This is a genomic window from Pedobacter sp. HMWF019 (assembly GCF_003061025.1).
GTDB lineage: Bacteria > Bacteroidota > Bacteroidia > Sphingobacteriales > Sphingobacteriaceae > Pedobacter.
In genome coordinates this window covers 1-26,549 of the sequence record NZ_QAIL01000174.1, presented here as the reverse complement: position 1 = coordinate 26,549, position 26,549 = coordinate 1, and the positions used below count along the sequence as shown (strand labels likewise).

At 40.1% G+C, this 26,549-nt stretch carries 19 protein-coding genes; 11 read left to right on the top strand and 8 right to left on the bottom strand.

The window, feature by feature from the left end:
* Positions 1–1,259, bottom strand: a 1,259-nt coding sequence (locus DBR11_RS11265) for a thioredoxin domain-containing protein (protein WP_158275268.1), incomplete at its 3' end; no start/stop codon positions are given.
* A gap of 100 nt (positions 1,260–1,359) precedes the next feature.
* Between DBR11_RS11265 and DBR11_RS11260 the strand changes: the two genes are divergently transcribed.
* From DBR11_RS11260 to DBR11_RS11245, 4 genes are all read left to right on the top strand, one after another.
* Positions 1,360–1,911, top strand: a complete 552-nt coding sequence (locus tag DBR11_RS11260) for a sigma-70 family RNA polymerase sigma factor (protein ID WP_108552637.1) — start codon at positions 1,360–1,362, stop codon at positions 1,909–1,911.
* A gap of 57 nt (positions 1,912–1,968) precedes the next feature.
* Complete coding sequence (locus DBR11_RS11255) at positions 1,969–2,898, top strand: FecR family protein (protein WP_108552635.1); 930 nt, start codon at positions 1,969–1,971, stop codon at positions 2,896–2,898.
* A 65-nt stretch (positions 2,899–2,963) separates the two neighbouring features.
* Positions 2,964–6,245, top strand: a complete 3,282-nt coding sequence (locus DBR11_RS11250; RefSeq protein ID WP_108552633.1) for a SusC/RagA family TonB-linked outer membrane protein — start codon at positions 2,964–2,966, stop codon at positions 6,243–6,245.
* A gap of 2 nt (positions 6,246–6,247) precedes the next feature.
* Positions 6,248–8,002, top strand: a complete 1,755-nt coding sequence (locus tag DBR11_RS11245; protein WP_108552631.1) for a RagB/SusD family nutrient uptake outer membrane protein — start codon at positions 6,248–6,250, stop codon at positions 8,000–8,002.
* A gap of 505 nt (positions 8,003–8,507) precedes the next feature.
* Here DBR11_RS11245 and DBR11_RS11240 read toward each other — a convergent pair.
* A complete protein-coding gene (locus tag DBR11_RS11240) occupies positions 8,508–8,729 on the bottom strand; it encodes a hypothetical protein (protein WP_108552629.1) in 222 nt (73 codons plus the stop codon).
* 79 nt (positions 8,730–8,808) lie between these two features.
* On the opposite strand from DBR11_RS11240, the gene DBR11_RS11235 reads away from it, so the two are divergent.
* The 6 genes from DBR11_RS11235 (at position 8,809) to DBR11_RS11210 (ending at position 16,079) form a co-directional block, all read left to right on the top strand.
* Positions 8,809–11,616, top strand: a complete 2,808-nt coding sequence (locus tag DBR11_RS11235; protein ID WP_108552627.1) for a TonB-dependent receptor — start codon at positions 8,809–8,811, stop codon at positions 11,614–11,616.
* 5 nt (positions 11,617–11,621) lie between these two features.
* The gene (locus tag DBR11_RS11230) at positions 11,622–12,401 is read left to right on the top strand and encodes a GLPGLI family protein (protein ID WP_108552643.1); all 780 of its coding nucleotides are present in this window, start codon (positions 11,622–11,624) and stop codon (positions 12,399–12,401) included.
* Between the two features lie 84 nt (positions 12,402–12,485).
* Positions 12,486–13,163 (top strand): response regulator transcription factor, encoded by a 678-nt coding sequence (locus DBR11_RS11225; RefSeq protein ID WP_108552641.1) that lies wholly within the window; start codon positions 12,486–12,488, stop codon positions 13,161–13,163.
* The gene (locus DBR11_RS11220; RefSeq protein ID WP_108552625.1) at positions 13,163–14,518 is read left to right on the top strand and encodes a HAMP domain-containing sensor histidine kinase; all 1,356 of its coding nucleotides are present in this window, start codon (positions 13,163–13,165) and stop codon (positions 14,516–14,518) included. Before DBR11_RS11225 ends, DBR11_RS11220 begins: the two co-directional genes overlap by 1 nt.
* Before the next feature lie 106 nt (positions 14,519–14,624).
* The gene (locus DBR11_RS11215) at positions 14,625–15,128 is read left to right on the top strand and encodes a hypothetical protein (RefSeq protein ID WP_108552623.1); all 504 of its coding nucleotides are present in this window, start codon (positions 14,625–14,627) and stop codon (positions 15,126–15,128) included.
* 27 nt (positions 15,129–15,155) lie between these two features.
* Complete coding sequence (locus DBR11_RS11210) at positions 15,156–16,079, top strand: bestrophin family protein (RefSeq protein ID WP_108552621.1); 924 nt, start codon at positions 15,156–15,158, stop codon at positions 16,077–16,079.
* Positions 16,080–16,145: 66 nt separating this feature from the next.
* Here the strand turns inward: DBR11_RS11210 and DBR11_RS11205 are convergent, their stop codons facing one another.
* The 5 genes from DBR11_RS11205 to DBR11_RS11185 all read right to left on the bottom strand — a co-directional run bounded on the left by DBR11_RS11205 (position 16,146) and on the right by DBR11_RS11185 (position 24,666).
* The gene (locus tag DBR11_RS11205) at positions 16,146–18,062 is read right to left on the bottom strand and encodes a TlpA disulfide reductase family protein (protein ID WP_108552619.1); all 1,917 of its coding nucleotides are present in this window, start codon (positions 18,060–18,062) and stop codon (positions 16,146–16,148) included.
* An 11-nt stretch (positions 18,063–18,073) separates the two neighbouring features.
* A complete protein-coding gene (locus DBR11_RS11200; protein ID WP_233260722.1) occupies positions 18,074–19,513 on the bottom strand; it encodes a RagB/SusD family nutrient uptake outer membrane protein in 1,440 nt (479 codons plus the stop codon).
* A gap of 14 nt (positions 19,514–19,527) precedes the next feature.
* Positions 19,528–22,764 carry a TonB-dependent receptor gene (locus DBR11_RS11195; RefSeq protein WP_233260721.1) on the bottom strand — a complete coding sequence of 1,079 codons (3,237 nt, stop codon included), beginning with the start codon at positions 22,762–22,764 and terminating at the stop codon, positions 19,528–19,530.
* Between the two features lie 234 nt (positions 22,765–22,998).
* Positions 22,999–24,009 (bottom strand): FecR family protein, encoded by a 1,011-nt coding sequence (locus DBR11_RS11190; RefSeq protein WP_108552615.1) that lies wholly within the window; start codon positions 24,007–24,009, stop codon positions 22,999–23,001.
* Between the two features lie 87 nt (positions 24,010–24,096).
* Entirely contained in the window at positions 24,097–24,666 is a 570-nt protein-coding gene (locus DBR11_RS11185; protein WP_108552613.1) for an RNA polymerase sigma factor, read from the bottom strand.
* Positions 24,667–24,818: 152 nt separating this feature from the next.
* Between DBR11_RS11185 and DBR11_RS11180 the strand changes: the two genes are divergently transcribed.
* The gene (locus DBR11_RS11180; RefSeq protein ID WP_108552611.1) at positions 24,819–25,256 is read left to right on the top strand and encodes a transcriptional regulator; all 438 of its coding nucleotides are present in this window, start codon (positions 24,819–24,821) and stop codon (positions 25,254–25,256) included.
* On the opposite strand, the gene DBR11_RS11175 is transcribed toward DBR11_RS11180, so the two are convergent.
* Positions 25,245–26,549, bottom strand: a 1,305-nt coding sequence (locus DBR11_RS11175) for a sialidase family protein (RefSeq protein ID WP_108552609.1), incomplete at its 5' end; no start/stop codon positions are given. The two genes, DBR11_RS11180 and DBR11_RS11175, sit on opposite strands and share 12 nt — an antisense overlap.

The following is a 26,549-nucleotide window of genomic DNA, read 5'->3' as shown; positions in this document are numbered from 1 at the left end:
ATTTGCTGCCACTGCTGATCGGCCTCCGGCTTATCCATCGATATATAGAGCATTTCAATTTGATTTGCCTTCAGAAATTTCTGAAGGCCAGGATTGTATTCAAACTCTGCTTTACAGGGACCGCACCAGGTGGCCCACATATCTACATAAACAAGCTTATTCTTAAATCTGGAAACCAGTTCATCAAGGGTATTGACATTAGCCAGTAGTTCCTGATCTGCCTGCAGTGATTGGCTTGCTGCGTGTTGAAAACGATGAATATCTTCAATTAACGGACTCAGATAACGGATATAGGCACTTTCAGGATAAGATTTCAGGAAGCGATTATAGAGCTCCAGGAGTTGAGGCTCATACTGTTTTTGCATGGCCTGGTCATGAATATATCTTGCCTGAAGATATTCCAGCACTGTTCCTTTAAAGTTTTCTGCGAAACCATTATAGGTCTTGTTAAACCTATTTTTAGCATTGAATGGTTCGTTATACCTTCCTTCCTTTTGAGCCTGATACATGAGGTTATACCATGTGGTATAATCAAATGCATAATAATAAAAATCCGGAAAAACCATGGCAGAGGTGTTGAGTGGATATTTTCCGTAGATCTTTGGCCATTCAGCTTCATAATCAGCTCTAAGTTTTGCTTTATAACGTGGATGGCTTTTGTCTAATGTGGTCAGGTAATATTGAGAAAAGACAACAGTAGCCAATACAGATGCATAGTAATAATCGATATCAGTACGGATATATTTATAAAAATCCTGGTCAATTTCCCTAATCCTTAATAAAGAATCAAAGGGTTTAATTTCACGCGCTATATCTGATATGATAACTTTTTTTATTTCCGTCACGGAACTATCTGCTTTATAATATTGCCCGGCCTTCTGTTGATAAAAAGGATGTGAAATATTTTGTAGCAGTTCGATCCCTGCTGCATTTGCTCCTTTGGCTTTAAAGAAGCGTTTGCCATCCGTTTTTCCTATAAAAATCTCCAGGTTTTTACCTGGTTTCAGAAAAACCAAACTGGACTCCCCTTTATTGGTCAGCCTGATCATCGCCGGAGAAGTCAGGTTATTTATAATGGAAGTTTTTCCTTTCGAATCCAGTGTATAGATTTTCTCCTGTTCAAAATAACGGAGGCCACTCCCCAGGTAAAGAACATGCAGGCTGGAATCAGAACTACCAATAATGGAAACTGTTAATTCCTGCGCATAAATTAAATTAGTAAACAAAAGAAGAATCAGAATCAATAATTGTTTCATCATGAGTTGCATTAAGTGTATTAAAAGTAAGGATAATCTATTTCTTTTTTTATCACTAACATCTGCTTAACACGTCGCAAGTATCTTAGCCCATGTTTAGCATATGATAACCTCTAAGACTTTTGAAAGTATTTACACCCAGCATTGGGAAAAGCTATATGCTTTTTGTTTCAAGATGACTCGTGACGAACATATTTCTCAAAACATCGTTCAGGATATCTTTACTAATCTCTGGGAGAGAAGAACAGACCTCCAAATTTTATCTACAGAACATTTTCTATTCAGGGCAGCCAAAAATCAGGTACTGAAAGAGTACAGAAACAAGCGCTTTGATACCTCTATTATTGAGGAAAAATTTGAGGCTTATTTTATCGATCATATTCCGACCTTTGAAACCGAGCTTCTGGACAAACTCTATACCTTGCTGGAAAGTCTTCCTGAAAAAAGAAAAGAGATTCTGATCATGAGTAAAATAAAGGAGATGGGCATAGAGCAAATTGCAGCCGAACTGAACTTGTCCAAACAAACTGTAAAAAACCAAATCTCCACGGCATTAAAGCAGTTAAGAATCCAGGCAGGGGAAACACCAGGACTGATCATCCCGATGGGTCTTTTTGTACTTCTGCATGTTAACAATACCTTAATCATATCGTAACAATTATCGATAGTACTTTTATACCTGCTTTGGTACTTATAGGCGAACATAAGTACAATGGCAAAAAAGATCACACATTACTTCGATTATCTCACAGATAAAAACAATGAGCCCACCATTTCATCCGCAGAAAAAAAACTACTGGATGATTTTATGCAGCAGGAATACAGCGGATCCAAATGGGATGCCAGAGAAATGGGCTCAAAAGCTGATATTTCAACTCATATTTACAAAAACATCCAAAGAGGTACTCTTGTTAAAGCCGCTTTTAAAAGTTATTATAAATATGCTATTGCCGCAGTACTGACGTTTATACTGGGCTTAGGCATTTTATTCAGATCTCCGCATCAGCAACCCAAAGAATTGCTGATGCGCACGGCTTCGGTTACGGATTCTATAAAACTTACCGATGGTACATTGGTTTATCTTGCGGCCCACTCTATATTCAGGTATCCCGAGCATTTTAACGGTAAGATCAGATCAGTAGAACTGTTGAAAGGCAACGCATTTTTTAAGGTTGCAAAGGATCCTTCCCACCCTTTTATCATCACCTCTCCTCAAATCAAAACAAAGGTATTGGGAACCTCTTTCCATATCAGTCTGGATCATAACAAATCTACAGTTACCGTGGTGACCGGACATGTTAGCGTGTACACTAAAAAACAAAAGACATTTTTAAGACCCAATGAATATGCAATTTTTACGAGTGCAGATGGCCTTAAAAAACAGAGAACTGATGATATGTCCTTATACAGCTGGTATAAGAAAGATATCGAACTTAACCAGGTTTCACTAGATAAGGTATTCACCCTGCTGGGCTTTAAATATGGAGTATGCTTTACTACTGAAAATGAAAAGATCCTAAACACAAGAATAACACTCTACATCAAAGATGGATTACCCCTTCAGAATATACTGGATCAGATCAATTATATCACACACTTAAAACTAAGACCCTATGGAGAAAGAATAAATGTAAGTAATTAAAAAACCGCAGTTGCTGTAACAACCACGGTTAGTATTAAGATATCAAACAAATTAATAACTTAAATATGCATTATAAATATACTTTTTTAAACCTTAAAAAAATATGTTTTTTAGCGCTGGCTTTATTCTTTATTCAAAGCACAGATGCAAAAACACTGGCTAACAAGACCTTGCCAACAAAAATCATTTCAACAAATGAAACCCTTGTAAATATCTTTTTACAATTGAGCCGGCAAACCAGCTACAAATTCAGCTATAGTGAAGCCGTTATTGCAGACAAAAAGACGTATGCTGTAACCTATTCCAAACCGCTCCGGGAAGTATTGGAAAACCTATCTGAAGAAGCAGACTTCAAATTTACCATTATAGATAAGATGGTATTGATCAGCAAAAATAAAAAAGAAAAAGTACCTGCTACTGCCCACACTTTCCAGCAATCCATCAGAGGAAAAGTAATTGATGAACAAAATCTTCCTCTTGTTGGTGCAACTGTTAAAGAACAGGGTACAAAAAATGCAGTAGTAACCAATGCTGACGGCGCATTTGAAATTAAAGGCGTAAGGTCTAAAACACTGGAGGTATCCTTTATTGGTTACAAGAACAAAATAGTGAATATCGATGGACCGATATTAACGATTAAGCTGGATCCTGACGCATCAAAGCTGGGTGAAGTGCTGATTGTTGGTTATGGAAAACAAACCAAGAAAGATGTAACCGGTGCTGTAACCCAATTGAATGAGAAGAACTTCAGACAAGGGATTGTGGTATCTGCGGATAACCTGCTACAAGGTAAAGTTGCTGGTGTAAGAGTTGTAAACAGCAGCGGCGAGCCGGGTGGAGGTGTTGATGTGACCATTCGCGGGGTCGGCTCCATCAGAAGCGGAAGCACGCCTCTATTTGTGGTAGATGGGGTTCCTCTAACCAACGACGATGTTAGCCCGGGTGGCCAGAATGTAGGTTTTGGTTCCTCAAAAGCAAAAAATCCACTTAATTTTCTAAATACCAGCGATATCGAATCCATTTCCGTTCTCAAAGATGCTTCAGCTGCAGCTATTTACGGAGCCAGAGGTTCCAACGGAGTTGTTATAGTAACCACTAAGAAGGGTAAAAAAGGAGAAGGAAGTTTAACTGCAGATTCATATATAGGTTTTTCAACGGTAGCCCATAAGCTGAAAGTACTTTCTGCAGACCAGTACCGCACCGCAATAACGGATAAAGCCTTTGATCATGGCGGTAATACAGACTGGCAGGATGTAATTTACCGGAAAGCGCAAACCAGGAACAATTCCCTGTCTTTTTCCAGACAAACCAATTCTGGAAATTACTATGTATCTGCTGCACAAATGGACCAGGAAGGGATTGTGAAAAACAGTGATTTCAGACGGACTTCAGGAAGGATCAATGCTTCTGAATCCTTTCTGGATGAACAGCGTTTAAAAGTTGGCGTGAACCTGACCGCCAGTGAGACCAGAGATAATGGTGTTCCAACAAGTGATGATGGTGGTTCCAACGGACAGCTTATTATTCATACCCTGATGGCCAATCCAACCCGTTCTGTTTTTGATGACAATGGAAAATATACCAACTTCAATATGAACGCGCATTATAATCCTGCTTACCTGCTCAGTGTATACAGGGATATTACGCGAACATTAAGGGTATTGGGAAATATGGATGTTTCTTTTAGAATTGCCAAAGGCCTGGAATATAAACTTAATCTGGGGCTGGACCGTTCTACAGCAGAAAGAAAAACAACCATTTTTCCCAATCTGACTGACATTAACCCAAATGGAAAATATGTTCAGTACAATATGAATTCCAAAAGCACTTTGCTGGAACATTATCTGAATTACAGCTTGCTGACCGGAAAAAACAAAATAGAGGCTCTGGCTGGATTTTCTTATCAAAAATTTGAAAGAGGAGGAAATAGTTTTAATATTGAAGGGATAGCAGGTGCAGATGCTGGTGTTTTACCAGAAAACAACCCTGCTTTTTCAGGTAAACAAACCGGGGTATTTGGTTTCGCACAGGAGAATGAACTGCAGTCTTTCTTTTCCAGGGTGAACTATGCATACGACAACAAATACCTGTTAACAGCTTCCTTACGCGCAGATGGTTCAACTCGTTTTGGGGCGAATAACAAATATGGATACTTCCCTTCGTTCGCCTTAGGCTGGAACATAGCCCAGGAGAATTTTATGAAGAGTATTCCTGTCCTGGAAGAATTCAAATTACGGGCCAGCTGGGGTCAAACTGGTAACCAGGAGGTTGAGAATAAAATCACCAAAGCCAGTTATGCTCTTTCTCCTACAGATGGCTATTACCTGAACAGCGATCTGGGTCTTGTAAATGGGGTATCGGTAACCCGGACACCAAATCCAAATTTAAAATGGGAAGTCGTTACCCAATACAATGTTGGGCTTGATTTCGCTTTATGGCATGGGAAACTATACGGAACATTGGATTATTTCAATAAAACAACGACTGACGCCATCCTGAATATTCCTTCGCAGGTGTTGAGCCCTACCAATACCGTATGGGTAAATATTGACGGTAAAATCGTCAATAAAGGTCTCGAATTTATGCTGGGTACAAAGCTGATCGACCAGCGTGATTTTACCTGGTCTGTAGATGTGAACGGCGCAACACTGAACAATAAGATCAAAAACCTTCCGGTTTCAGAGATTCTATCAGGTACTATATCTGGTCCGGGACAGTCTGGAGTAGCTGCGAACATTTACAAAAGCGGTTATGCAGCCGGATCATTTTACTTGCTGGAACACATTGGATTTGATGCAAAAGGAAATAATATTTTCAAAGATGTGAACAATGACGGCGTGATCGATAACAAAGACCGGGTGATCATCCAGGGTGCATTACCAAAATTCACTTATGGCATCAACAACCAAATGACTTATAAGAACTTTGATTTCTCCTTCTCTATTATCGGACAAACGGGAGGCTATCTGGTGAACAACACTGGATTAAATGCATTGAACATCAACAACCTTGCTTCTGACAGAAACGTAGCGGTGAAATATTTTGATTCAGGAGCAAATCCAGCCAATTCGCCACAGCTTTCTACCTTGTATCTGGAAAAATCAGATTTTATCCGATTAAACTCCGCCCGTTTAGGCTATAATTTTAAAATTAATAAGCTGAAATGGTTGCATGGTTTGGGCGTTTATGTGACTGGACAAAACCTGTTGACCATTACCAATTATAGCGGTTATGATCCATTGATCAACAGCCCTAAAGCATCAGGTGGTAACCAGTCTTTAGGTATTGATTATTCCAGCTATCCAACTGCAAAAACATTTCTTTTTGGCGCAACTATTAAATTATAAAAATGAAGACGAACAAATTATTTAAAACTATTTTGTGTCTGTTGGGGGTGTTCTTTTTGAGCAACTGTACAAAACTCAATGAAAAGGTATTGGACGAGGTACTGGGCGAAGATGCCTCCAGCCCCGCAGGTGCTTTAGCTGCAGCTTATGACAGGCTGGGCAAAGGAACTTTTGTAGACCATGGTGCTGTTTTTGCGCTGCAGGAGTACACCACAGATGAAGCTTTGCTCCCTACCCGCGGAAGTGACTGGGGAGATGGTGGGAAATGGAGGTCTATGCACGAATTTACCTGGGCACCTGATAATGCCATTGTAACCGACAACTGGAATATGCTCACCAACGGCATCACCAGGGCTTTGACTGCCATAAAAGCGGTAAACAGCAGTAACATCGCAGAAAAAACTCTATATCTTGCTGAAGCAAAAGGCTTATTGGCTTACTATACTTACACTACACTCGATCTGTTTGGACAGGCGCCTTACCGGGATCCTTCCAATGAGAATGCGCCTTTGGAAATTAAACAAGCTCCTGTTGCCATAGATGAACTGATCTTGCAGGTAGAAAGTCTAATCCCTAATCTGGCCAGTCTTGGACAACAGTCCACACACAATGGAAGGTTTACCAAAGAGGCCGCTTATGGCTTGCTGGCCAATATGTATTTAAACCGTGCGGTTTATAAAGACCGCTATGCCGCTTCTTTTAATTTTAATGAGAAGGCTGTTAACGGTACCGATACAGACATGGACAGGGTAATTTATTATACTTCTCTGCTCATCAATTCCGGAAAATTCCGTTTGGCCAGCAATTATTTTGATAGCTTTTCGATCAATAATACAGCAGGACAGGAACTGATCTTTGTGGTTACACAGAAAATCGATTACATCAGAAATGGGTCCAACTCTTTCGCTTATGTTTCCATGGAGCGTAACCAAAGAGCTTCACCGGCAAACAGGGGAACCAATGCGGCCTGTATGTCTCCGGAATTTTATGCGACATGGGATGGTTATCATGAAGACCCAAGATTTTCCAGAAAATATCAGTACAGTGACGGAACCTGGTTTATGAACAATGCTGAAGGTAGTGTTCCGGCTTCGGATATCGTACCTAAAAGCAATAATTTACCTTGGTTTCATTTCAACAGAGGTATTATAGCCGGCCCTCAGTATGGACCAAAACTGACATCTTCAGGAGGTTTTGAAATGACTACCGATGGAAGGATCAAAGTTTCTGAACTGTATATGGAAAAAAGTACCGGTACACGTATGGATTTTACGCCAGAACTGAATTTCAGCAATCCTACACAGGCTGTATTTGCGCAGAACCAGATCAACCGCGGTGTTCGTGTATTTAAATATGAGTTCGATCCTGAAGAAGGTAATGGATCCAGTAATGTGGATATTCCGTTAGTTCGTTTAGGTGCTATTTATACCATGAGGGCAGAAGCTTATTTCCGTAAAGGACAGACTGGTCCTGCACTGAGTGATATCAACTTGCTGCGTACTTCAAGAACCAGGGAATCTCTTTATGGTGGTGCCGCGGGTGTGGCTATCCCTTCACTTGATGAAGCTACGCTTTACAGAGAAATTGCATTTGAAACCTACTGGGAGCTTTACAGACGCCCACAAATGATCCGCTTTGGAAAATACGAAAAGCCTTTCAGTGCAAAACCAGTGTCTCAACCTTTTAGAAGGATTTTTCCTATTCCACAGTCTACTTTAGATGTAACTAAAGAATTCCATCAGAATTCGGGTTATTAAGAATAAGGTATTTATTCAAAAGCAGTCTCACGATATGATCACGAGGCTGCTTTTTTATTTGTACTCATGGAAATTGTGCCATGCACCGAGGCACGATTTCAAATTGCAAAGTAAACACTCGTACTCACTATCTTTCCATCCAGGCTAGTAAAAGCCATTCAGAAATGAGCATCATGCCCTATTCAAGCCGCAGGTAACGGCACCGAGTAGGTTAAAGCACTATTATTGGAACTGATTGGCACTCTTTTATCATTGTTTGACACAAATAGCTACTAATTTTATCTTCTTTCAATAGAAAACACAGCACACAAACCACAATGATTGCCTTATGCCCAATACCAATGGATGGGTCATGAAATTCCCATACCAGTTCAATCAGAGATGTGTTAATCTCGGCATTAAGAAAAATGGAAATGAATCCCATGCTAATAAGAAGGCATGAGGCGAGGAGCCTGGGAGATCCATTCTAGCTACCCTCCCGGTCTGCACCCAAGAGAATATGTTTTTATGATTGAGCCTCAGAATCTGCAAGATTCAGCGAAATCACAAAACATATTTTCAAAGCACGACATTCACAGTTCTTTCGCATCAGAACCATATCAGAACCACAAAACAGTACTTTCTGCGAATCTCCCTTCAATCTGCCCCAACTCTGGTATGCATCTGCCCCGGTGTCATCACCAACAAAACCCCTCGACCACACATTTAACCTACTACTTTCCAACATGTTAAAAAAAGTTAAAAGATCTTAAAAGACTTGACCAGACAAACGAATAACCTTAATTTGGTTAAGACAATTTACCTGTATGAAAAAATTAATGCTCTCGCTGGTACTCCTCATTATTGGAGTTTCTTTCTCCCTGCATGCGCAGAACAACAACTACCAGATCAAAGGATTTGTAGTCGATACCGCTTATAGCGCAAAACTTGCTAATTCCAGTATATCCGTACTCAACGCAAAAGATTCCACCTTGGTTAACTTTGGTTTTGCAGCTGAAAATGGTTCCTTTAATATAGATCGGCTCTCTCCAGGACAGTTCATTCTATTGGTTACTTATCCAGGCTATGCGGATTATGTTGAAAATTTCAAACTGGATTCTACGCACAGGGAAAAAGATTTTGAAAAGCTCAGTTTAACACTAATAGCCAACCTGCTGCAAGGTGTAATCATTAAAGGTAAAGCTACCGCCATTAAAATTAAAGGAGATACTACGGAATTTAATGCCTCCAGCTATGTCATACAGCCCAATTCAAAAGTAGAAGATCTGCTCAAACAGCTGCCTGGCATACAAATCGATAAAGACGGAAAGATCACTGCACAAGGCCAAACCGTAAATAAAGTACTGGTTGACGGTGAAGAGTTTTTTGGAGATGACCCTACCTTGGTGACCAAAAATATACGGGGTGATATGGTGGATAAAGTGCAGGTATACGATAAAAAAAGTGACCAGGCCACTTTTACGGGTATAGATGATGGCCAAAAATCAAAAACGATCAATATCAAATTAAAAGAAGACAAAAAACAGGGGTATTTTGGAAAAGTAGATGCAGGGCTTGGTACCGAGAAAAATTATGAAGGCCAGGCAATGTTTAACCTGTTTAAAGGAAAGAAGAAATTTTCTGCTTATGGTACCCTAGGCAATACAGGAAAAACTGGTTTAGGCTGGCAAGATAATAGTAAGTATGGAACCTCGGGTAATATGGAATTCACCGACGATGGAGGCATGATGTTTTATTTTGACGGAGATGGCGGACTGGATTCATTTGACGGCAGATATGATGGACAAGGGATTCCCCTGGTTAGATCTGGCGGTGCGCATTATGATGCAAAATGGAATACCGATAAAGAATCCATTAATGCCAATTACAAAATAGGATCTATGAATGTAGATGGAACCAAAAATGTGCTTTCCCAAAACAATCTTCCCGGCAATGTGATCAAAAACAATTCTGATGAATCTTTTAACAATTATGCCTTCAGGCAAAAAGGAGATGTCAAGTATGAAATTAAACTCGACACGCTATCTTCCTTAAAGGTTTCTGCCGAGGCAACTTTTAAAAATAGTGAAAAGAACAGCAGCTATATCGGTTCGTCCAGAAGAGAGAATGATGTATTGTTAAATGAGAGTAATCGCAGCCTTGACAATAAAAGCGATGAAAAACTCTTTAAAGCAACCGTTTTCTGGAACAGAAAGTTTAAGAAAAAAGGAAGAAGCATATCTGTAAATTTAACAGAAAACATCAGCAACTCAGAAAGTAATGGATTCTTAAAATCTACCAATAAATTTTATGATGATCAGGGCATATTGCTGCCGGACAGTACAAAAATTATAGACCAGTATAAGACCAACCGATCCAAAACCAATGTATTTAATTCCAATATCACTTACTCGGAACCTATTTCTGCCTATTTTTCTGCTTTGTTTAACTATGGCTTAGGCATCAATAATAGCTTACAGGATAGAAAATCCTTTAATCCTTCTGCTCCCGGACAATATACCATATTGGATAGTGTGTACAGTAATCGTTACAAACTTGACCAGCTGAGCAATCAGTTTGGCTTGATCTTTAACTACAATAAAGACAAAACCATTATCAACTTTGGGAGTAAGGTAACAGCTGTCCAATTTAATCAGCTTGATGAATATACTAATGGAAGCTTGCACCGAAATTTCATAAACTGGAGTCCTCAGGCTTCCTATCAATATAAATTCTCCCAGCAAAAGTCGCTGCGCTTTAACTATAACGGAAATACCTCACAACCCCGGATAGATCAGATCCAGCCGGTAAGCGTAAATACAGATCCCTTGAACATTACTATGGGTAATCCAAACCTGAAGCCTTCGTTTACCAATCGTTTTAATTTGAGCTATAATTCTTATAAAGTTTTGAGTTCTACTTACCTTTGGGTAAATGGCTCTTATGGCTTTACGATGAATCCTATTGTGAGCAATGTAACAACGGATTCTGCTGGTAAGTCTACTTACCAGTCTATCAACCTAACCAGCAAAAATAGTTCTGATTTTTATTTCTATGCAAATCTGGATAACAAAATCAAGTCTATAGACCTTAGCTTTGGTTTCTATGTGAATGCCAATGGAAATACCTCTTACAACTATTCCAATACGGAACTGAACAAAACGAAATCTTATACCTATTCAGGAGGGATCAACGTTTCCAAATACAAAGAGAAAAAGTATAGTTTTTACTTGAACATGGGGCCCAATTACAACACCAGCGAATCTTCTCTACAAAAGAACTTAAACAATAACGGCTGGGGATTTAATGGCAATTCTTCCTTTACTGTCTTTCTGCCATTTAAAATGGAGCTGGGCTCGGATGGGAATTATGAATTCAAAGGAAAGACGGAATCCTTCAACGAAAACTTTAGCCGTTTTACCTGGAATGCTTCGATCACCAAGAAGTTCTTCAAAGAAGAGAATCTGCGGCTGTCCTTTTCGGGAAAAGACCTTTTGAACCAGAATACCGGTTTTAACCGAAGCGCTTATGGCAATATGATCACCCAAACCAACTACACCACTATTAAAAGATATTTCCTATGCTCCCTAATTTGGGACTTTAACAAAATGGGAGGCGGAAAAACACAAAAATAATGAAGATGAAACTGATCTATATCACTCTTATGATCCTGCCGCTTTGTTTTGGAAACAGATTGGCCGCACAGAATGCCAGGTTTATTCATCAGGGGACTATTGAATATGAAAAGAAAGTGAATATGTATGCCCTGATCATGAAGAATATGGGCAAAACACCCAATAGTTTTTATGAACAAGCTTTTGATGTCTTTAAGAAAAACCAGCCACAGTTTAAACTATTGAAAAGTGTATTGAATTTTTCAGACCAGAAAACACTGTTCACACCAGTTGATGCTAAAACTACATCGCAGGGATACTTTTTTAGCGATGAACCTTCTGCGCTTCAATCTAATATCATTTATAGTGATTTATCGGCAAGAACAAGCACCACACAAAAAAAAGTGTATGAAGAAACCTTTTTGATTAAAGATAAAACCAGGAAGTTTACCTGGAAAATTACCGATGAGAAACGTGACATTCTGGGATACAGCTGCAGAAGGGCTAATGGAATAATGATGGATTCTATTTATGTAGTTGCATTTTATACCGATAAAATCCCTGTTCCTGGTGGACCGGAATCATTCAGCGGACTTCCGGGTATGATTCTTGGCGTCGCTTTACCGCATGAAAACATCACTTGGTTTGCAACTAAAGTCAGTGATGTACCAGTATCAGCAGATGTGGTCAAACCGCCTGTTAAAGGAAAACCAATGGATCTCGAAGGTTTTAAGACTTTTTTGGGTACCGCGTTGAAGGATTGGGGCGATTATGCTAAAGCAGCAATGAAAGGTTTCATGATGTAAATGAGTTGTCGAAAGTCTTTCTTGAGTTAAAAAGCCATATTTTTCTTGTAATCTCCGATTTTTTTTAGATTCTTTACCATGAACATGAATTTATTAATCGTAGAAGATGAGCCAAATGTGGTCTCGGTAATTTCCCGGGGCCTTACCGGTGAGGGATTTTCGGTCAGTGTAGCGCCCGATGGACTGATTGGTGCCCAGATGGCTAAAAATAATTCTTTCGATTTGATTATTCTTGACATCATGTTGCCGGGTATCAACGGACTTGAACTCTGCAAAATCATTAAAAACGAAAAACCCGGTGTTCCAATTATTATGCTCACTGCTCTGGGCACAACTGAGAATATTGTGACTGGACTGGACAATGGTGCTGATGATTATATTGTTAAACCTTTTAAATTTGAAGAACTCTTTGCCCGCATCAGAATGTTGCTCAGACGTTACAGTGGGATCGTAAATAGCGACCAGATCATAAATATCGCCGATCTGTATATCAATGTAACAGCGAAAACCGTGAGGAGAAATGATGTAGAGATCATTTTAACCGCTACGGAGTATCGTTTACTGGAATTTATGGCAAAAAACAAGTCTAAAATCCTGTCCAGAATAGATATATTGGAAAGTGTTTGGGATATCGACTTTAACCTGGGCACTAATGTGGTGGATGTATATGTAAATTACCTTAGAAAAAAAATAGATAAACCTTCTGATCAGAAATTGATTCATACAGTTGTTGGTTTAGGTTACGTTTTAAAAGATAAATAATGCAGATCGCCAAGAAAATCACCTTATTATTTGCCATCTTATCAGCCATTATCATTTCATTGCTGAGTGGCTTTGTTTGGTATTTTTCTAATGAATTTGCCTTTGAAGATTTTTACAAACGACTGGAAGCAAGGGTCAATATTGCCGCACAGATTAAACTCTATGATGATGGCAATAATGAGGCCTATGCTAAGATCAGAAACCGTTATCTGGAACGGCTACCTTCGGAAAAAGAATATATTCAAGAGGCTGACAAAGGCAATAGGGGTACGATTAAAACAGATTTAGACCTTCCTAACAGCTTCTATGACCAAATCAATTCCGGCAAGATGGCACGTTATCGCGTGGAAAATCATTTTTATGCAGGTAAATATTTCCAGGGGCCGAGTCAGGGCTATATCGTGATCATCTCTGCCAATGACCCATTTGGCTTCCGAGAGTTAAAATATCTTCAAAAAATATTACTTGCCGGCTTTCTGTTGTCCATTGTCTTATCCTTTGTGGTGGGATGGAAATTCTCCGATTATATGCTCAGGCCTCTGCGTAACATTATAAAAAGCGTAAAAAAGATCAAAGCAGAAAATCTCCATCTTCGTTTAGATATTAAAAATGGAGGCGATGAGATGACCCAGCTTGCACAGACTTTTAACAATATGCTCAACCGGCTGGAAACTGCATTCGAGACCCAGAACAATTTCATAAGTAATGCCTCCCATGAGCTCCGGACCCCCTTAACCATTATCAGTGGAGAAGTAGAATTGGCCTTGCAGAGCAATACTGATCCTCTTCAGCAAACTGCATTATTGAAGATAAAAGACGAAACAGAAAGACTTGGGCATATCCTCACCAGCCTGCTGGGTTTGGCCCAATCAGGTTTCAACGGTAAGAACCAGCCCTGGGAAGATGTGAGAATGGATGAGATGCTTTGGGAAATTAAGGCATCAGTTGGCCAGGTCTATCCTAAAAGCAAAATAGAAATTGATTTCAGTAAATTGCCCGATAGCGAAGAGCAATTGAATATACGGGCAAACAGGAACCTGATCAGGCTGGCCATTAGTAATATCGTGAGCAATGCCTGTAAGTATTCCAACCATCAAACGGTAAACCTGAGCATTGAGTGTAAGGCCAATAAACTCTCCATAGCAGTTATTGATAAAGGGATCGGCATACCCGAAGGTGATGTCCAGCATATTTTTGAGCCCTTTTTCAGAGCTTCGAATACAAATGATTATGAAGGCTATGGTGTAGGCCTTCCGCTTTCTTTGAATATCATCCGCTTGCATCAGGGGAGTATTGCTATCAAATCCACGGTAATGGAGGGCACAGAGATAAAAGTACTCCTTCCTCTAAAATAAAGAACATTATTTAAATTCTAATGCGGTTCTAATCTCACTCTTATGCTGTTGTAATACTTCAGGCCTAATCTTGTATTAAATCATTATTCATTTAACCTTCAAGATTATGAAAACAGTATTGGTACCAACAGATTTTAATCCCGAAAGCACAAAGATCATTGATGCCTTAGTGGCAAATCTAAAAAATGAACCGTTAAAAATCATTTTTCTACATGCTTTCAAGTTATCGGATTCGATAACAGATATGCTCATGCTGAGCAGGAGAAACCGGGATTACGAAAATGTGAGTGACGAGTTTTATACACAACTCCGTCAGTATAAAGAAAAGTATGCAGATTATAGTTTCCGTATAGAATATTTCTACGGCAGTACAGCTGTTGCTTTTAGAAATTTTACTGAAGCACTGGAAGTGGACTGTATTGCCTACCCCCGGCATTATGATTTCAAAAAAATCAACAAATATAGCATTGACCCAAAATTCCTTACAGAACGTACTGACTGTGAAGTAATTTCACTAGACACTTATGCTGTTCCTGAGCAGGATTACAGCAGAGAGTCCTTAATAGACACCAAAATACACGAGCCTCAGTTGCAAACCTCTCCTGTATAATTTATACACCTTTTAAAAAAGATTATTATGCTGTTAAAAAACAATATTCCGCTGACTTATATTTTTGGAAAGATAAAAAAGGAACTCATTTTTGTAATTGCCTATTCCATAGGTATTGTTGTCCTTTATCAGAATTTCCATGTTACACGCATTACGATTCCTGTAGCGGTACCCGCACTACTAGGCACAATTATATCACTGTTACTTGCCTTCAGATCTAACCAGGCTTATGACCGCTGGTGGGAAGCCCGGATCCTGTGGGGAGCTATTGTGAATGACTCCAGAAGCTTGTCCAGACAGATCCTGTATTTTGTAGAAAACCCCTATGACCTGGAGGAAGTAGAAATCTTTAAGAGTCGTTTTGTGAAACGGCAAATTGCCTGGTGTTACGCATTGAGCCAATCTTTAAGAAACCATCGTGCAGATAAAGGCTTGGAACGTTACCTGACCAAGGAGGAAATGCAGTTCATCAAAAACAAAAATGTCTTGGTAGCCTTACTCGAACTTCACGCTATCGATCTTAAAAGGGCTTTAAATGAGGGTTGGATCAATAAATATCAGCAAATTGAAATTGACAAGACATTAAATGCATTATGCAACCATATGGGTGGCTGTGAGCGGATAAAGAATACTGTATTTCCGGTTACCTACAGCAAATACATTAATATGTCGATACACCTGTTTATCATCCTGTTGCCTTTTGGTCTGATTGAATATTTTGGCTATGTGGAAATTCCTGTAGTGATTGCTATTGCTGCTTTCTTCTTACTGGTAGAAAAGATGGCGGTGCATCTTCAGGATCCTTTTGAAAACAAGCCTACTGATACACCAACGACGACTATTTGCCGGGTTATAGAACGGGATTTATGTCAGATGCTGGACGACAACAAGTTATACGAAGACCGCCCTCAAACAGAAATGGCACCAGTAGGTTCCTACTATATTCTTTAGAAAAAGAATATACGAAATAAAGTATAACGCAGGGTGACGCTCAGAAACGTCATCCTGCGTTATACTTTATTTCGTATATGCCTCGAGTAAGATCTCTATTTCCACAGCCAGTTTTTTCTGCAGGATCTCTCCTTCAAATCCAATGGTTCTGAACTGCATCTGCCCTTTCTGGTCCAGTACTACGATAGTTGGAATTAGGGTAAACCCAACCTTATCCCCTATGTTCTTATCGGTATTATAATAAACCGGGAAAGTATAATGACTGTTCTGCACGGCCCATTTTTTTGCATCAGCAAGGGTATTGTTGGCACCGCTGTTCACCACCATAAACATGACATCAGGGTTGTCCTTATATTTCTCATATACTTTATGAAAATAAGGCATTTCCTGCATACAGGGTACACACCAGGTGGCCCAGAAATCCAGTATGACAATCTTTCCCTTCATCATTTCTGGTGTAACTGTTTTACCTTCCAGGTCTGTAACACCAGATAGCTCCGGCCCCGGCTTATTCATCAGTTGCTTTTTAAGTTTTTCTCTTAACTGTGCAAGTTCCAGTTTCTCCAACTCGCTTACCTTGGCTTCAAATTCTGCGGAAGAACTATTGAATTTCATGAAATTGGTCTTTGCCTGCTTCAAAACAACAGTATCTGTTGGATTCTTAAGCAACAACTTCCACAAAGCATCAAAAGCATTCTGGTGCCGACCGGTTTGCTGGTAAACTCCCGCTGAATTTAGAATACCTTCTCTTCCATTACTTTGGTTTAAAGCTTCGGTAGCATATTTTAAAGAAGAAACGCTGTCACCCTGGTACAATTTGTTTAATGCGATTAAGGAAAGCAAGGCTGATTTGGCTTCTGCAACCGCTTTAGCTCTTACGCTATCTGCAACGTAGGACGGGATATGTCCAAATTCAGGAAAATACCGAATGATGCCCACAGGCCATTGCGCTACCTTATCAAGGGATTTGCGGGCATATTGAATAGCGTGTTCAGGGGCAATTTTGCGCTCCGTTAGTTTTTCCGCTATGTCTTTTAAATTTTGCGGGGTTTGAGGGCTGTTTTTAGTGACCAAACGGGCGGCATGGGTCAAAGCCTTTACAGAATCGCCAGCGGAGGTATACAGATCAAACAGTAAAGAGTGGATATTGGTGGAACCTTCTCCACCAGATTGATCGCCCGTTTTCAAAAGAGCTTCCAGTTTGTGAATCTTTTGCGCCGGGTCTTTTTCTTTAGCAATCAGATCAGCGCGGAGGTCTTTGCCCAGATCAGAATTAGGGTATCTTTCGCGAATTACCTTTCTGACTGAGTCCAATCGGCTTTTCTCTCCGATCATCAAGTATCCCATGGTCACCAGGTTTACATTTCCAATAGTTGTAGGGTCAGCTTTAAATTTCGCAGCAATGATCCTTCTGGCCTCATTTCTGTATTTAAGTTTTTCTGTAGGATTTTTGGAAAGGTTGATCCTGGTATTCAGCAGAGCAATTTTAGCTTCATAATTATTGGGATAATTTTGAAGTTCCTTTTCCAGCAGTGCAATTTTCAGCGTTGCGATATCTGCTGATTTGGGCATTTGGGCCGTTAGGCTATAGGCTTCATGAAGTAAACCGCTTGCCACTCTTTTGCCTCCTTTATATACTGGAATTTCAAAATGTTTTTGTTCTGATGGTTTTTCTGCAATATCACCACTCTGTATATAGAAAGTCGCATAAGTTGCATAACGTTGCAAAACAAAAGAGGCCACCCAATCCTCTCCTTTTTTTACCATTGCCATTTTCCAGGGCAGTTCATAAAAAGTTGAATAGGTAAAAACGATATTCACCTCCGTTGCTGTTTTGCTGATCTTAGCTCCGGCAGCAGCGGTATGATAGGTAATGGTCACTTTTTCTCCCCTTTCGGGTTGTTCAGGACTCACTTCGAGGACCTGAGCTTGTACTTGCCAGCTGGCAAGTACAAGTAAGATCAGGATATATATGTTTCTCATCTTCTTTACGCTTAATTATAACCCGGGTTTTGCACCATATTAGGATTGGTTTTAATGGCATCTGTAGGGATAGGCATTAAAATAGCTGTAGATTTCCAAAGTGGTTTAGTTGCCGGAAGGACATCATCTGCGCGTGTTTTCCCAGCTGTAACTGTACTTTTCCAACGTTTAAGATCAAACCAGCGCTGTCCCCATTCTGCAAAAAACTCGACTCTACGCTCTTGTTCTACTTGCTGCATTCCTGTTGCAATATTGGCTGGTAAGGTTAACGGCGCGAGGCCAGCACGGTTGCGGATCACATCTAAGTCTTCTTTTCCGGGTTGTAATTTACCTTGCTGTATTCTTGCTTCTGCACGGATCAGGTAGGCTTCTGCAAAACGCAGGACCATAGAATATTCAGTTACCGTTGGATTGGTTCGTACTTTGTATTTATAAGGGTAAGTATGGGTTAATGGTGGCGTAGCTGCTGTGGTATAGTTTCCTGTCCAGTTGGATTTTCTAAGATCATTAGGCTCAAAAGCAAACACAAGTCCGTGATCAGGATCTTTAGTTAGTCTGTAATAAGCTGTTGGACTCGTAATACTGGCGGGTGTCATCGTAAAACCTTCCCAAGTATTTCTGTTTCCGGATATATTTACCGGTTGAAGCTGCCAGATGGCTTCCTTACTGTTTTTCAGGAAAACTTCATTTATTTTTTCCTTAGGTAAAATACTGTAATGGGCATTGTCTGCAATAACTTCTCCCGCTTCAATCTCAGCCTGGGCATTATTTCCTGTGTACAGGTAGGCACGTGCCAGCAGCAGCGTTGCAGCTCCTTTGGCTGGTCTTGTTCGCTCCCCTCCGCCCGGAAAATCACTGGATAATAATTTTTTGGCATCCACCAGGTCTGCAATGATTGCCTGGTAGACCTGTGCTGTTGCTGTTCTTGGTAAATCTGTATTTTTAATCACATCAGTATCAAGAATAAGTGGTACATCACCAAAAATATTAACCAGGTAAAAATGGCAAAAGGCACGTATAAATTTCGCCTCACCCAGCAACTGATTTTTTACGCTGGCACTTAAAGTATTGGATGCGGTTACACCTTCAATAATTGAGTTGGCACGATATATAAAATCATAAGGTTGTGACCACATGCCGCTCACATAAGTGTTGCCGGGAGTTACCGTATTATTTTTAAATTCATCGAACCCGGCCAACGTGGCTGCATAGGTAAAATCATCTGCCGACATGGAGCCCATAAACATGGTGATCACATTGGCAAATTGATAGTTATAGGCATTCATATCAGAATAAACACCTACCATAGCCGCAATAGCGGTTTTATCGTTTACAAATACGCTGCTTTGTGCAAGTTCTGTTCTTGGTGCATCTACATCTACATATTTTTTGCAGGAACTGGCTGCAGTAAATGTGATGATCAATAGTATATATTTAATAGCTTTCATCATTTAAAAATTAAGGGTTAAAAGGAAACTTGTAAACCTGCAGTATAGGTGCTTAACGGCGGAAGAACCAGACCTTTGGTTTCGGGATCAAAACCTTTGTATTTTGTAATGGTAAACAGGTTCTGACCCTGCAGATAAACTGTTAAATTTCTTACTTTAAGATTTTTAAACAGCGAGCCAAGATTATACCTCAGGGCTACATTTTTTAAACGGATAAATGACGCATCCCCCCAGTTTGCACTAGAAAGCCGCCATTGCGTATAGGCCTGATAGGCTGGTCCGGTAGTGGTGGTTGCAATTGGTACGTCGGTAACCTGCCCTGGAGTTGTCCAGCTGTTTAAGGCGCTGATGTCTTTATTGCCAAGGGCTCCATAAGGTGTGGACTGGTACCCATAATTCAATAATGGCCCTTGTTGTTTGACAAACTGGAAGAAGAAATCCAGACTCCAGTTCTTGTAAGTCAATGTATTTTGAAATCCACCGTAAAACTTTGGTGTAGTAGTACCTAGCACAAATATATCTTCAGGATCGCTGATAGTACCATCCCCATCCTTATCTACAAATGTAGGGATACCAGTTTGCGGGTTAATTCCTGTAGACTTGAATCCAGTTGTCACATTGATAGGCTGACCAATAAAATATTTGCTTGCAAAGGAGGAATTTTCCAATCCTGGGTATTTAAGGAGTTTATTCCTTGCAATGGTCAGGTTTAGTGAACTGTTCCATTTGAAATCATTTTTATTGATGTTAATGGTATTCAATTCAAATTCAAATCCTTTATTTTCCAGTTCAGCAGGTAGATTGGCTACATAATAAGAGAATCCGGATTGAGGAGACAATACGTATTCAATCAACATATTTCCCGATTTATTATGGTAATAGTCGGCGGTAAACAAGATGCGGTCTTTGAGAAAACCCAGTTCCAGGGCTGCTTCAAATTTGTGGTTCACTTCCCATTGATAGTTGGGGTTAGCAAAACGTGTTGGGAACAAAGTACCCAATCCTGCGTAAGGGAAACTTGTTGCTGTCCAGCTATCATAATACTGGTAATCGCCAATCTGATCGTTCCCCACGGTACCATAACTGCTTCTGATTTTACCAAAACTTAAGAAGTTCAGGTTGTCTTTAACAAAAGATTCATTAGCAAACAGCCAGGCCGCACCTATCGCGCCGAAATTCCCAAATCGTTTACCTGGACCAAAACGGGAAGACCCATCTCTTCTAAAAGTTCCGTTGAGGATGTATTTTTCATCCCAGTTATACGTTGCACGACCAAATACCGAACTGTATTTGTAGTCTGAATAATTGTATGTTTTAGAAAGAAGATTCACTGCCGCATTAGGGTTATTGAGCTGATCATCACTTGGGAAACCCTCTCCCTGCAATCTTTGACCTTCGGTAATGGTAGACTGAAGCGTACCTCCGGCCAGTAATTTAAGTACCCCTTTGCTTATTGGAAGTGTATAGTCGAGTTGTGGTTCCAGGGTGTAGGAATTTACACTGCTGTTTCCGTAATAACCATAGCTAACAGTATAAGATGCCGGGTTAAATGACTTTTCAGGCAAGGTTTGTGTCTGCTTCATGGTCATCCGGTTATAACCCGCACTTATCTGGGCATTTAAACCTTTGATGATGTTATATTTTGCAACGGCACTACCTGAAAGGTTTTGAGTGGTTGACAAATATTTTTGCTCAAAATAGGCTATAGGATTCTGATCTGTAATAGATCGATAATAGTAAGAACCATCCGGATTGTAAATGGGGTAATTCGGAACAAGATTGTAATATTGGCTCACATCGGAGGGAATGGAATTGTTTTGGTCTCCTACATATCTTACAGATGTGGTAAAATTAAACTTGTTGTCAACAGATTTATGATTCAGGTTGAAGTTTACAGCGCCTTTATTATAAGGCGTACTTGCCGGTAAAACCGTTGTTTCTCTTCGGTAAGTTCCGCTAAAAAGAAAGTTGGTTTGCTCAGATCCTCCAGATAGAGAGGCTTGTGCCTCCGTTAGTTTAGCTGTATTTCCAATGAGTTTATCTTGCCAGTTGTTGTCTGTACTCTGATCCCAAAGGGTAAGATCCGGTGCGTTATCCTGATCTGGGGTGATCTTATCGTTTTTAAAAGCCTGCCTGCGAAGGTTCAGATACTGTTGTGTATTCAGCATTTTCACCTGGCGATTTACATAAGAAAACCCACTATAAATGTTGGCATCAAAAATGGTCTTTCCGCTTTTACCTTTTTTAGTGGTGATCAGCACCACACCATTGGCCCCTCTTGAACCGTAAATGGCAGTCGCATCTGCATCTTTCAAAATATCGATCTGTTCTATATCAGATGGGTTAATGCTGTTTAACGGGCTGGTATTGCCATTGGCTCCCCTAAATTGATCTAGTGTTTGTGAAACGAAAGGCACTCCATCAACAATATATAAGGGATCGTTTCCTCCTGTAATAGAATTTATCCCTCTTATTCTGACGGTATAATCAGCACCTGGATAACCACTTGTTCCGCTAATGTCCAAGCCCGCTACCCTGCCTTGTAAAGCCGCTATAGGGTTCGAAACTGGCTGATTGGCGATATCTTTAGAGGTTATTGAAGTTACAGATCCTGTATTGTTTCTTTTGGTGGTTGTACCATAACCAATCACGACCACAGCATCTAGCGTACCTACGTCTGGCTTAAGGCTAATGGAAATAGCCTGGCCAGCTTCGGCCTTATATTCCAGGGTTGCATAACCAATATAACTGAACACCAGATAAGCTGTTTTATCGGAAACAGATATAGAGAATTTACCTTCATTATTTGTAGTCACCACATTTGGCTGACCTTTTACCCGAACAGAAACACCTGGCATAGCGACCCCATTTTCATCTTTTACCGTACCGGTAATGCGCTGTTCCTGGGTCGAAGCCATAGCTGTTTCCTTTTCCAGATCCTTATACAGGATGATACTATTGTTCATCTGCTTATACAGGATCCCCGTTCCCGAAAGCAGCTGATCGAGTGTATAGCTTACGGAACGGACCTGCTCGGGCAAATTGACTTCTTTAAGTCCGGAGATCAGTTCTTTTTTATAGGCAAACCTGAAGTCTGTCTGATGTTCAATTTTAGTTAGGGCATCGCGTAAAGTACCTCTTTTTAACCCTACTGTAACGGTTACCTGAGTTAGCGTCTGGGCTCTGGTTTCAGAAGCCATAAGGCTGGTAACAGTGGTTAAAATGGTAATCAGTATAACTGCGTTAATCTTCATAAAAAAACTTATTTTTTTGAAATTAAACGTGTAATTCAAAGCCGGCACAGACCGGCTTGCATAACGAGTAGAATTGTAATACATTGCATTGGTTTTAGGTTGAACTGATAAGAAAATTTAAGACCATCTGCAGGTTCCGGTTGCCGCCGGAACCTGCTTCATCTGGTTGAGGGCCCTATATTAAGGGGAATCTTTATTCTTCATTTTTGTTGGTTGGTTTAGGTTATATGGGATTTAACATCCATTTCCGTCAATCGTGACGATATTGTTTTTTAAAATAATCTTTGCGCCTGTAATATCCCCGATCACATTCAGAACCTGCGTGATTTCATTCCGGTTAAGAAAAGCCGCGGTGAATTTGCAGGATTTTACTTTGTCGCTATTGAAATGAACTTTAACTGAATACCGTTCTTCAATTAATTTTGCAGCGTCTTCCAGACTAACATCGTCCATAATTAAATCCTGTTTTTTCCATTCCACAACCTGTTCTGCATCCACTTTCACTTTAGCAGGTATCTGCGTCTGAGTATTCCAGGCCAGTTGCTGGTTTGGTGTAAGAATAGCAAGAACCTTCTGATCATCCTCCACTTTAACCCTTCCCCTGGTCACTGTAACCGTAACAGCACTGCCAGATTGATACGCCTTAATATTAAATGCTGTTCCCAGAACAGTTGTCTTGATCTTACCTGTATGAATGATAAAGGGTTGGGAAGAATTGTGTTTAACATCGAAATAAGCTTCTCCAGTTAGCGTAACTTCCCGGTTTTGTTGTCCTTCAAAACTATCCGGATATTCAAGTTTACTATCATTATTGAGCTGAACAGAACTACCGTCAGGAAGTTTAATCCATTTATGTAATGCCTGTTCTTTAGCCGCCGGAATTTCTTTATGAGCAACCAGCTTGCCTTCAGGACTAACTCCAGACCTGAAATACCAAACTCCAATGCTTAAGGTCATGAGCAATACTGCAGCTGCCGATAACCATTTCCATGGTTTTGGATTGGATTGAACGACAATTGGTTTCGAATGGATAGTCTCTTGAATTTTCAACAAAAGTTTGCCCTCTTCCAGACTCGGGGCCAAAGAAGGAGGAAGAATAATCTCTTGTTCTCTTTCTTTCATTGCCTGTTGCCATTCCTCTTCATACCCTCCGTTGTTTAGAAGATGACGAACCTGTTCAATTTCAGATGGATCGCAACGGTTAGCAATAAAACGTACAAATAATTCTTTTATGGGCTTTTTCAATTTTTTTGTTCCTGTTTAATAGTATTACAATTAACAGAGGCGTTACATGTACGCTAAACAGAAATAAATTTTGCTTTCTTAAAAAAATTAGAAGAACAGCAGGAATACGCCATTTCTTATCATAAATTCCCTGATGCTTTTAATGGCTTTAACCATTTGACTGTTCACTGTACTGTCTTTGATTCCAAGTTTTTCTGCAGCTTGCTTGTAGGAATAACCATAATTTCGGCAAAGATCATAAATGAGCCTGCGCTGAGGAGGTAATTGCGCTATGGCTTTATTTATATACTCGTTGGTTTGCTTTCGTTCTGTATACTGTAAGCCATTTTCAGATTGGTGCACAGCATGTTCAATGATTTCTTCTGTTACCCAACTTTCTCTCGAGGCCCTTTTGATCATATTCAATGCCCTGTTTCGCGCAATGGTAAATAAGAAAGGTTGTAAGGACCGGTCTGTTTGTACAAAAGTTGCAGATTCCCATAATTTAACAAATGTTTCCTGAACAATATCTTCGGCTAGCATGGGAGATTTCACTATACCAAGAACATACACATAGATTTTTTTCACATACAGGGCATACAATTCAGAAAATGCGGCTTCATTCTGAACTTTAAGTTTCTCCAACAATTCCAACTCTGTTGTATAGCTCAACTGCATAGACTACAAATCTAGTAGAATTTATTTGTAAATATTAGAAAGATGAGCGTTCAATTACCCGTTAAATTAGAAATTTCAGATACAAATCCATTCATTTTCAATAAAAAAACATAAATGTGACGTAAATTTAAGGATACCAAATCAGATCTACTATGGAAAACTATAATTTAGACCATGACATCCCGGTTATGTACGTAACAGCCTCCTCTTTCCCCGAGGGGATTTCTGAAGCTCATGTTCAACTGCATTCCCGTGTTCTTTTTTCGGGTGAAAGGCACTTTTTTGGGATTTCCAGACCCGAAGGCGGTCTTCATAACATTGTTTATAAAGCAGCAGCAGAGCAATTAAATGAAAACGAGGCCCAGGAATATGGCCTCGAATCAATGGTAATTCCCAAAGGAATGTACCGGAGTAATTATATTTCAGATTATGCAAAAGATCCGCAGCAGATTGGACAGGCTTTTGAGCAGTTGCTGGATAACCTGTCCGTTCTGGATCCAAATGGTTATTGCATCGAAATGTATATTGGAAAAAATGATGTTCGCTGCATGATCAGGTTAAATGCAAAAAATGGTGAGTTAAAGATGTAATTTTGAATAATAAATCTTAGACCGACCATTTTCTTCTCTGATCCAGGCGAGCAGTATTCCCTTACTTGAGGAGATAAGTACGGCGTGATGGTCCGCTTGTTTCCCATCGGTAACCTCAATTGTCTGTTCTACATTTCCATCTTTTAACACGCTTAAAACAATCTTTGCTGTACTGGCAGGCATCATGTGCATATGACCCATCGACATTCCTTCATGTTTCGAGTGGTCCATTTTCATAGGTTCCTCAGCCGGAGCATCTACAGGCTCCTCACAAACCATTGCTAGTTTCCCCCCAGGTAGGGAGAGTGTTTGAGGATGTCGACCTGTTGCTGTGATCAGATTTCGGGTTTGAAAATCCCCACCAATAACAGAAGAAGTATAGTATAGCCCCGGATTTCCGCCAGCAGTAAACCAAACTGCATTAACTGTGTTATTCAGGACAGCTAGAGAAGGCCCTGAATGTGGACAACCTTCTATTTCCCAGTTGTCTTTACTGATGGTTTTTGCATCGCTAAAAGTTTTGCCATTATCTGTGGATAATTTATAAGCCATATCCCGGACTTGTTTCCCGGATAACGCTGAGGGAAACATAATACTCCTGTAGGCCAGATGGATTCGTCCTGCACTGTCAGAAAGGATATCCGTTCTACAGCACTCACAGGTCCCTTTATCCAGGCAGGTATCTAATCCAAAACCTTTTCCTTTTTCGGTTTTGCTAAAGAATAGTGCAGAACCTTTAATGCTTTTCCCAAAACGTCCGTCCAACCAGATAGAAGCAACTTCTCCATCTTTCAACGTAGCCAGATCAAAGAAACTACGCCCGTATGAGTGTGAAGTATCTGAATGAAGATAAGCTTCCTTCGACCAGTTTTTACCATTATCTGTTGACATACTGTAGTAGATTGCGCCGGCATAAGGGTTCTTTTCTTTAGGAAAACGTTTGGAGAAAACAGCCATGATTGTTCCATCTGCCTTAAATGCAATTTTTCCCATACTTTCAGCCGGAATACTGCTACCCGCCGAAGCGGGAACAGTAACCGAGGCACCAAATTTTCCCTGTTGTTCACTATAGACAGCATACCTTAATCTATACAGAGAATCTTTACTGTCTTGTTCTGTCCAGCAAAGTACTGGATTTCCCTTATTATCTTTTGTGAGATAAGGCCCTACTGCGCCAATACCGGCTGTATTTAAAACTTCAGCAACTGGTATTTCCGCATGTTCTTTACATGCGGAAAAAAAGACGAAAGTGCTGATCAGTACAATGAATATCTTTTTCATAAAGCTTAGAAT

Excerpts from the sequence above, each read along its gene's own strand:
- DBR11_RS11195 (WP_233260721.1), bottom strand. The coding sequence starts at position 22,764 with ATGAAGATTAACGCAGTTATACTGATTACCATTTTAACCACTGTTACC.
- DBR11_RS11250 (WP_108552633.1), top strand. The coding sequence starts at position 2,964 with ATGCATTATAAATATACTTTTTTAAACCTTAAAAAAATATGTTTTTTA.
- DBR11_RS11210 (WP_108552621.1), top strand. The coding sequence starts at position 15,156 with ATGCTGTTAAAAAACAATATTCCGCTGACTTATATTTTTGGAAAGATA.
- DBR11_RS11185 (WP_108552613.1), bottom strand. The coding sequence starts at position 24,666 with ATGCAGTTGAGCTATACAACAGAGTTGGAATTGTTGGAGAAACTTAAA.
- DBR11_RS11255 (WP_108552635.1), top strand. The coding sequence starts at position 1,969 with ATGGCAAAAAAGATCACACATTACTTCGATTATCTCACAGATAAAAAC.
- DBR11_RS11240 (WP_108552629.1), bottom strand. The coding sequence starts at position 8,729 with ATGTTGGAAAGTAGTAGGTTAAATGTGTGGTCGAGGGGTTTTGTTGGT.
- DBR11_RS11230 (WP_108552643.1), top strand. The coding sequence starts at position 11,622 with ATGAAACTGATCTATATCACTCTTATGATCCTGCCGCTTTGTTTTGGA.
- DBR11_RS11220 (WP_108552625.1), top strand. The coding sequence starts at position 13,163 with ATGCAGATCGCCAAGAAAATCACCTTATTATTTGCCATCTTATCAGCC.
- DBR11_RS11215 (WP_108552623.1), top strand. The coding sequence starts at position 14,625 with ATGAAAACAGTATTGGTACCAACAGATTTTAATCCCGAAAGCACAAAG.
- DBR11_RS11235 (WP_108552627.1), top strand. The coding sequence starts at position 8,809 with ATGAAAAAATTAATGCTCTCGCTGGTACTCCTCATTATTGGAGTTTCT.
- DBR11_RS11260 (WP_108552637.1), top strand. The coding sequence starts at position 1,360 with ATGATAACCTCTAAGACTTTTGAAAGTATTTACACCCAGCATTGGGAA.
- DBR11_RS11180 (WP_108552611.1), top strand. The coding sequence starts at position 24,819 with ATGGAAAACTATAATTTAGACCATGACATCCCGGTTATGTACGTAACA.
- DBR11_RS11200 (WP_233260722.1), bottom strand. The coding sequence starts at position 19,513 with ATGATGAAAGCTATTAAATATATACTATTGATCATCACATTTACTGCA.
- DBR11_RS11225 (WP_108552641.1), top strand. The coding sequence starts at position 12,486 with ATGAATTTATTAATCGTAGAAGATGAGCCAAATGTGGTCTCGGTAATT.
- DBR11_RS11245 (WP_108552631.1), top strand. The coding sequence starts at position 6,248 with ATGAAGACGAACAAATTATTTAAAACTATTTTGTGTCTGTTGGGGGTG.
- DBR11_RS11205 (WP_108552619.1), bottom strand. The coding sequence starts at position 18,062 with ATGAGAAACATATATATCCTGATCTTACTTGTACTTGCCAGCTGGCAA.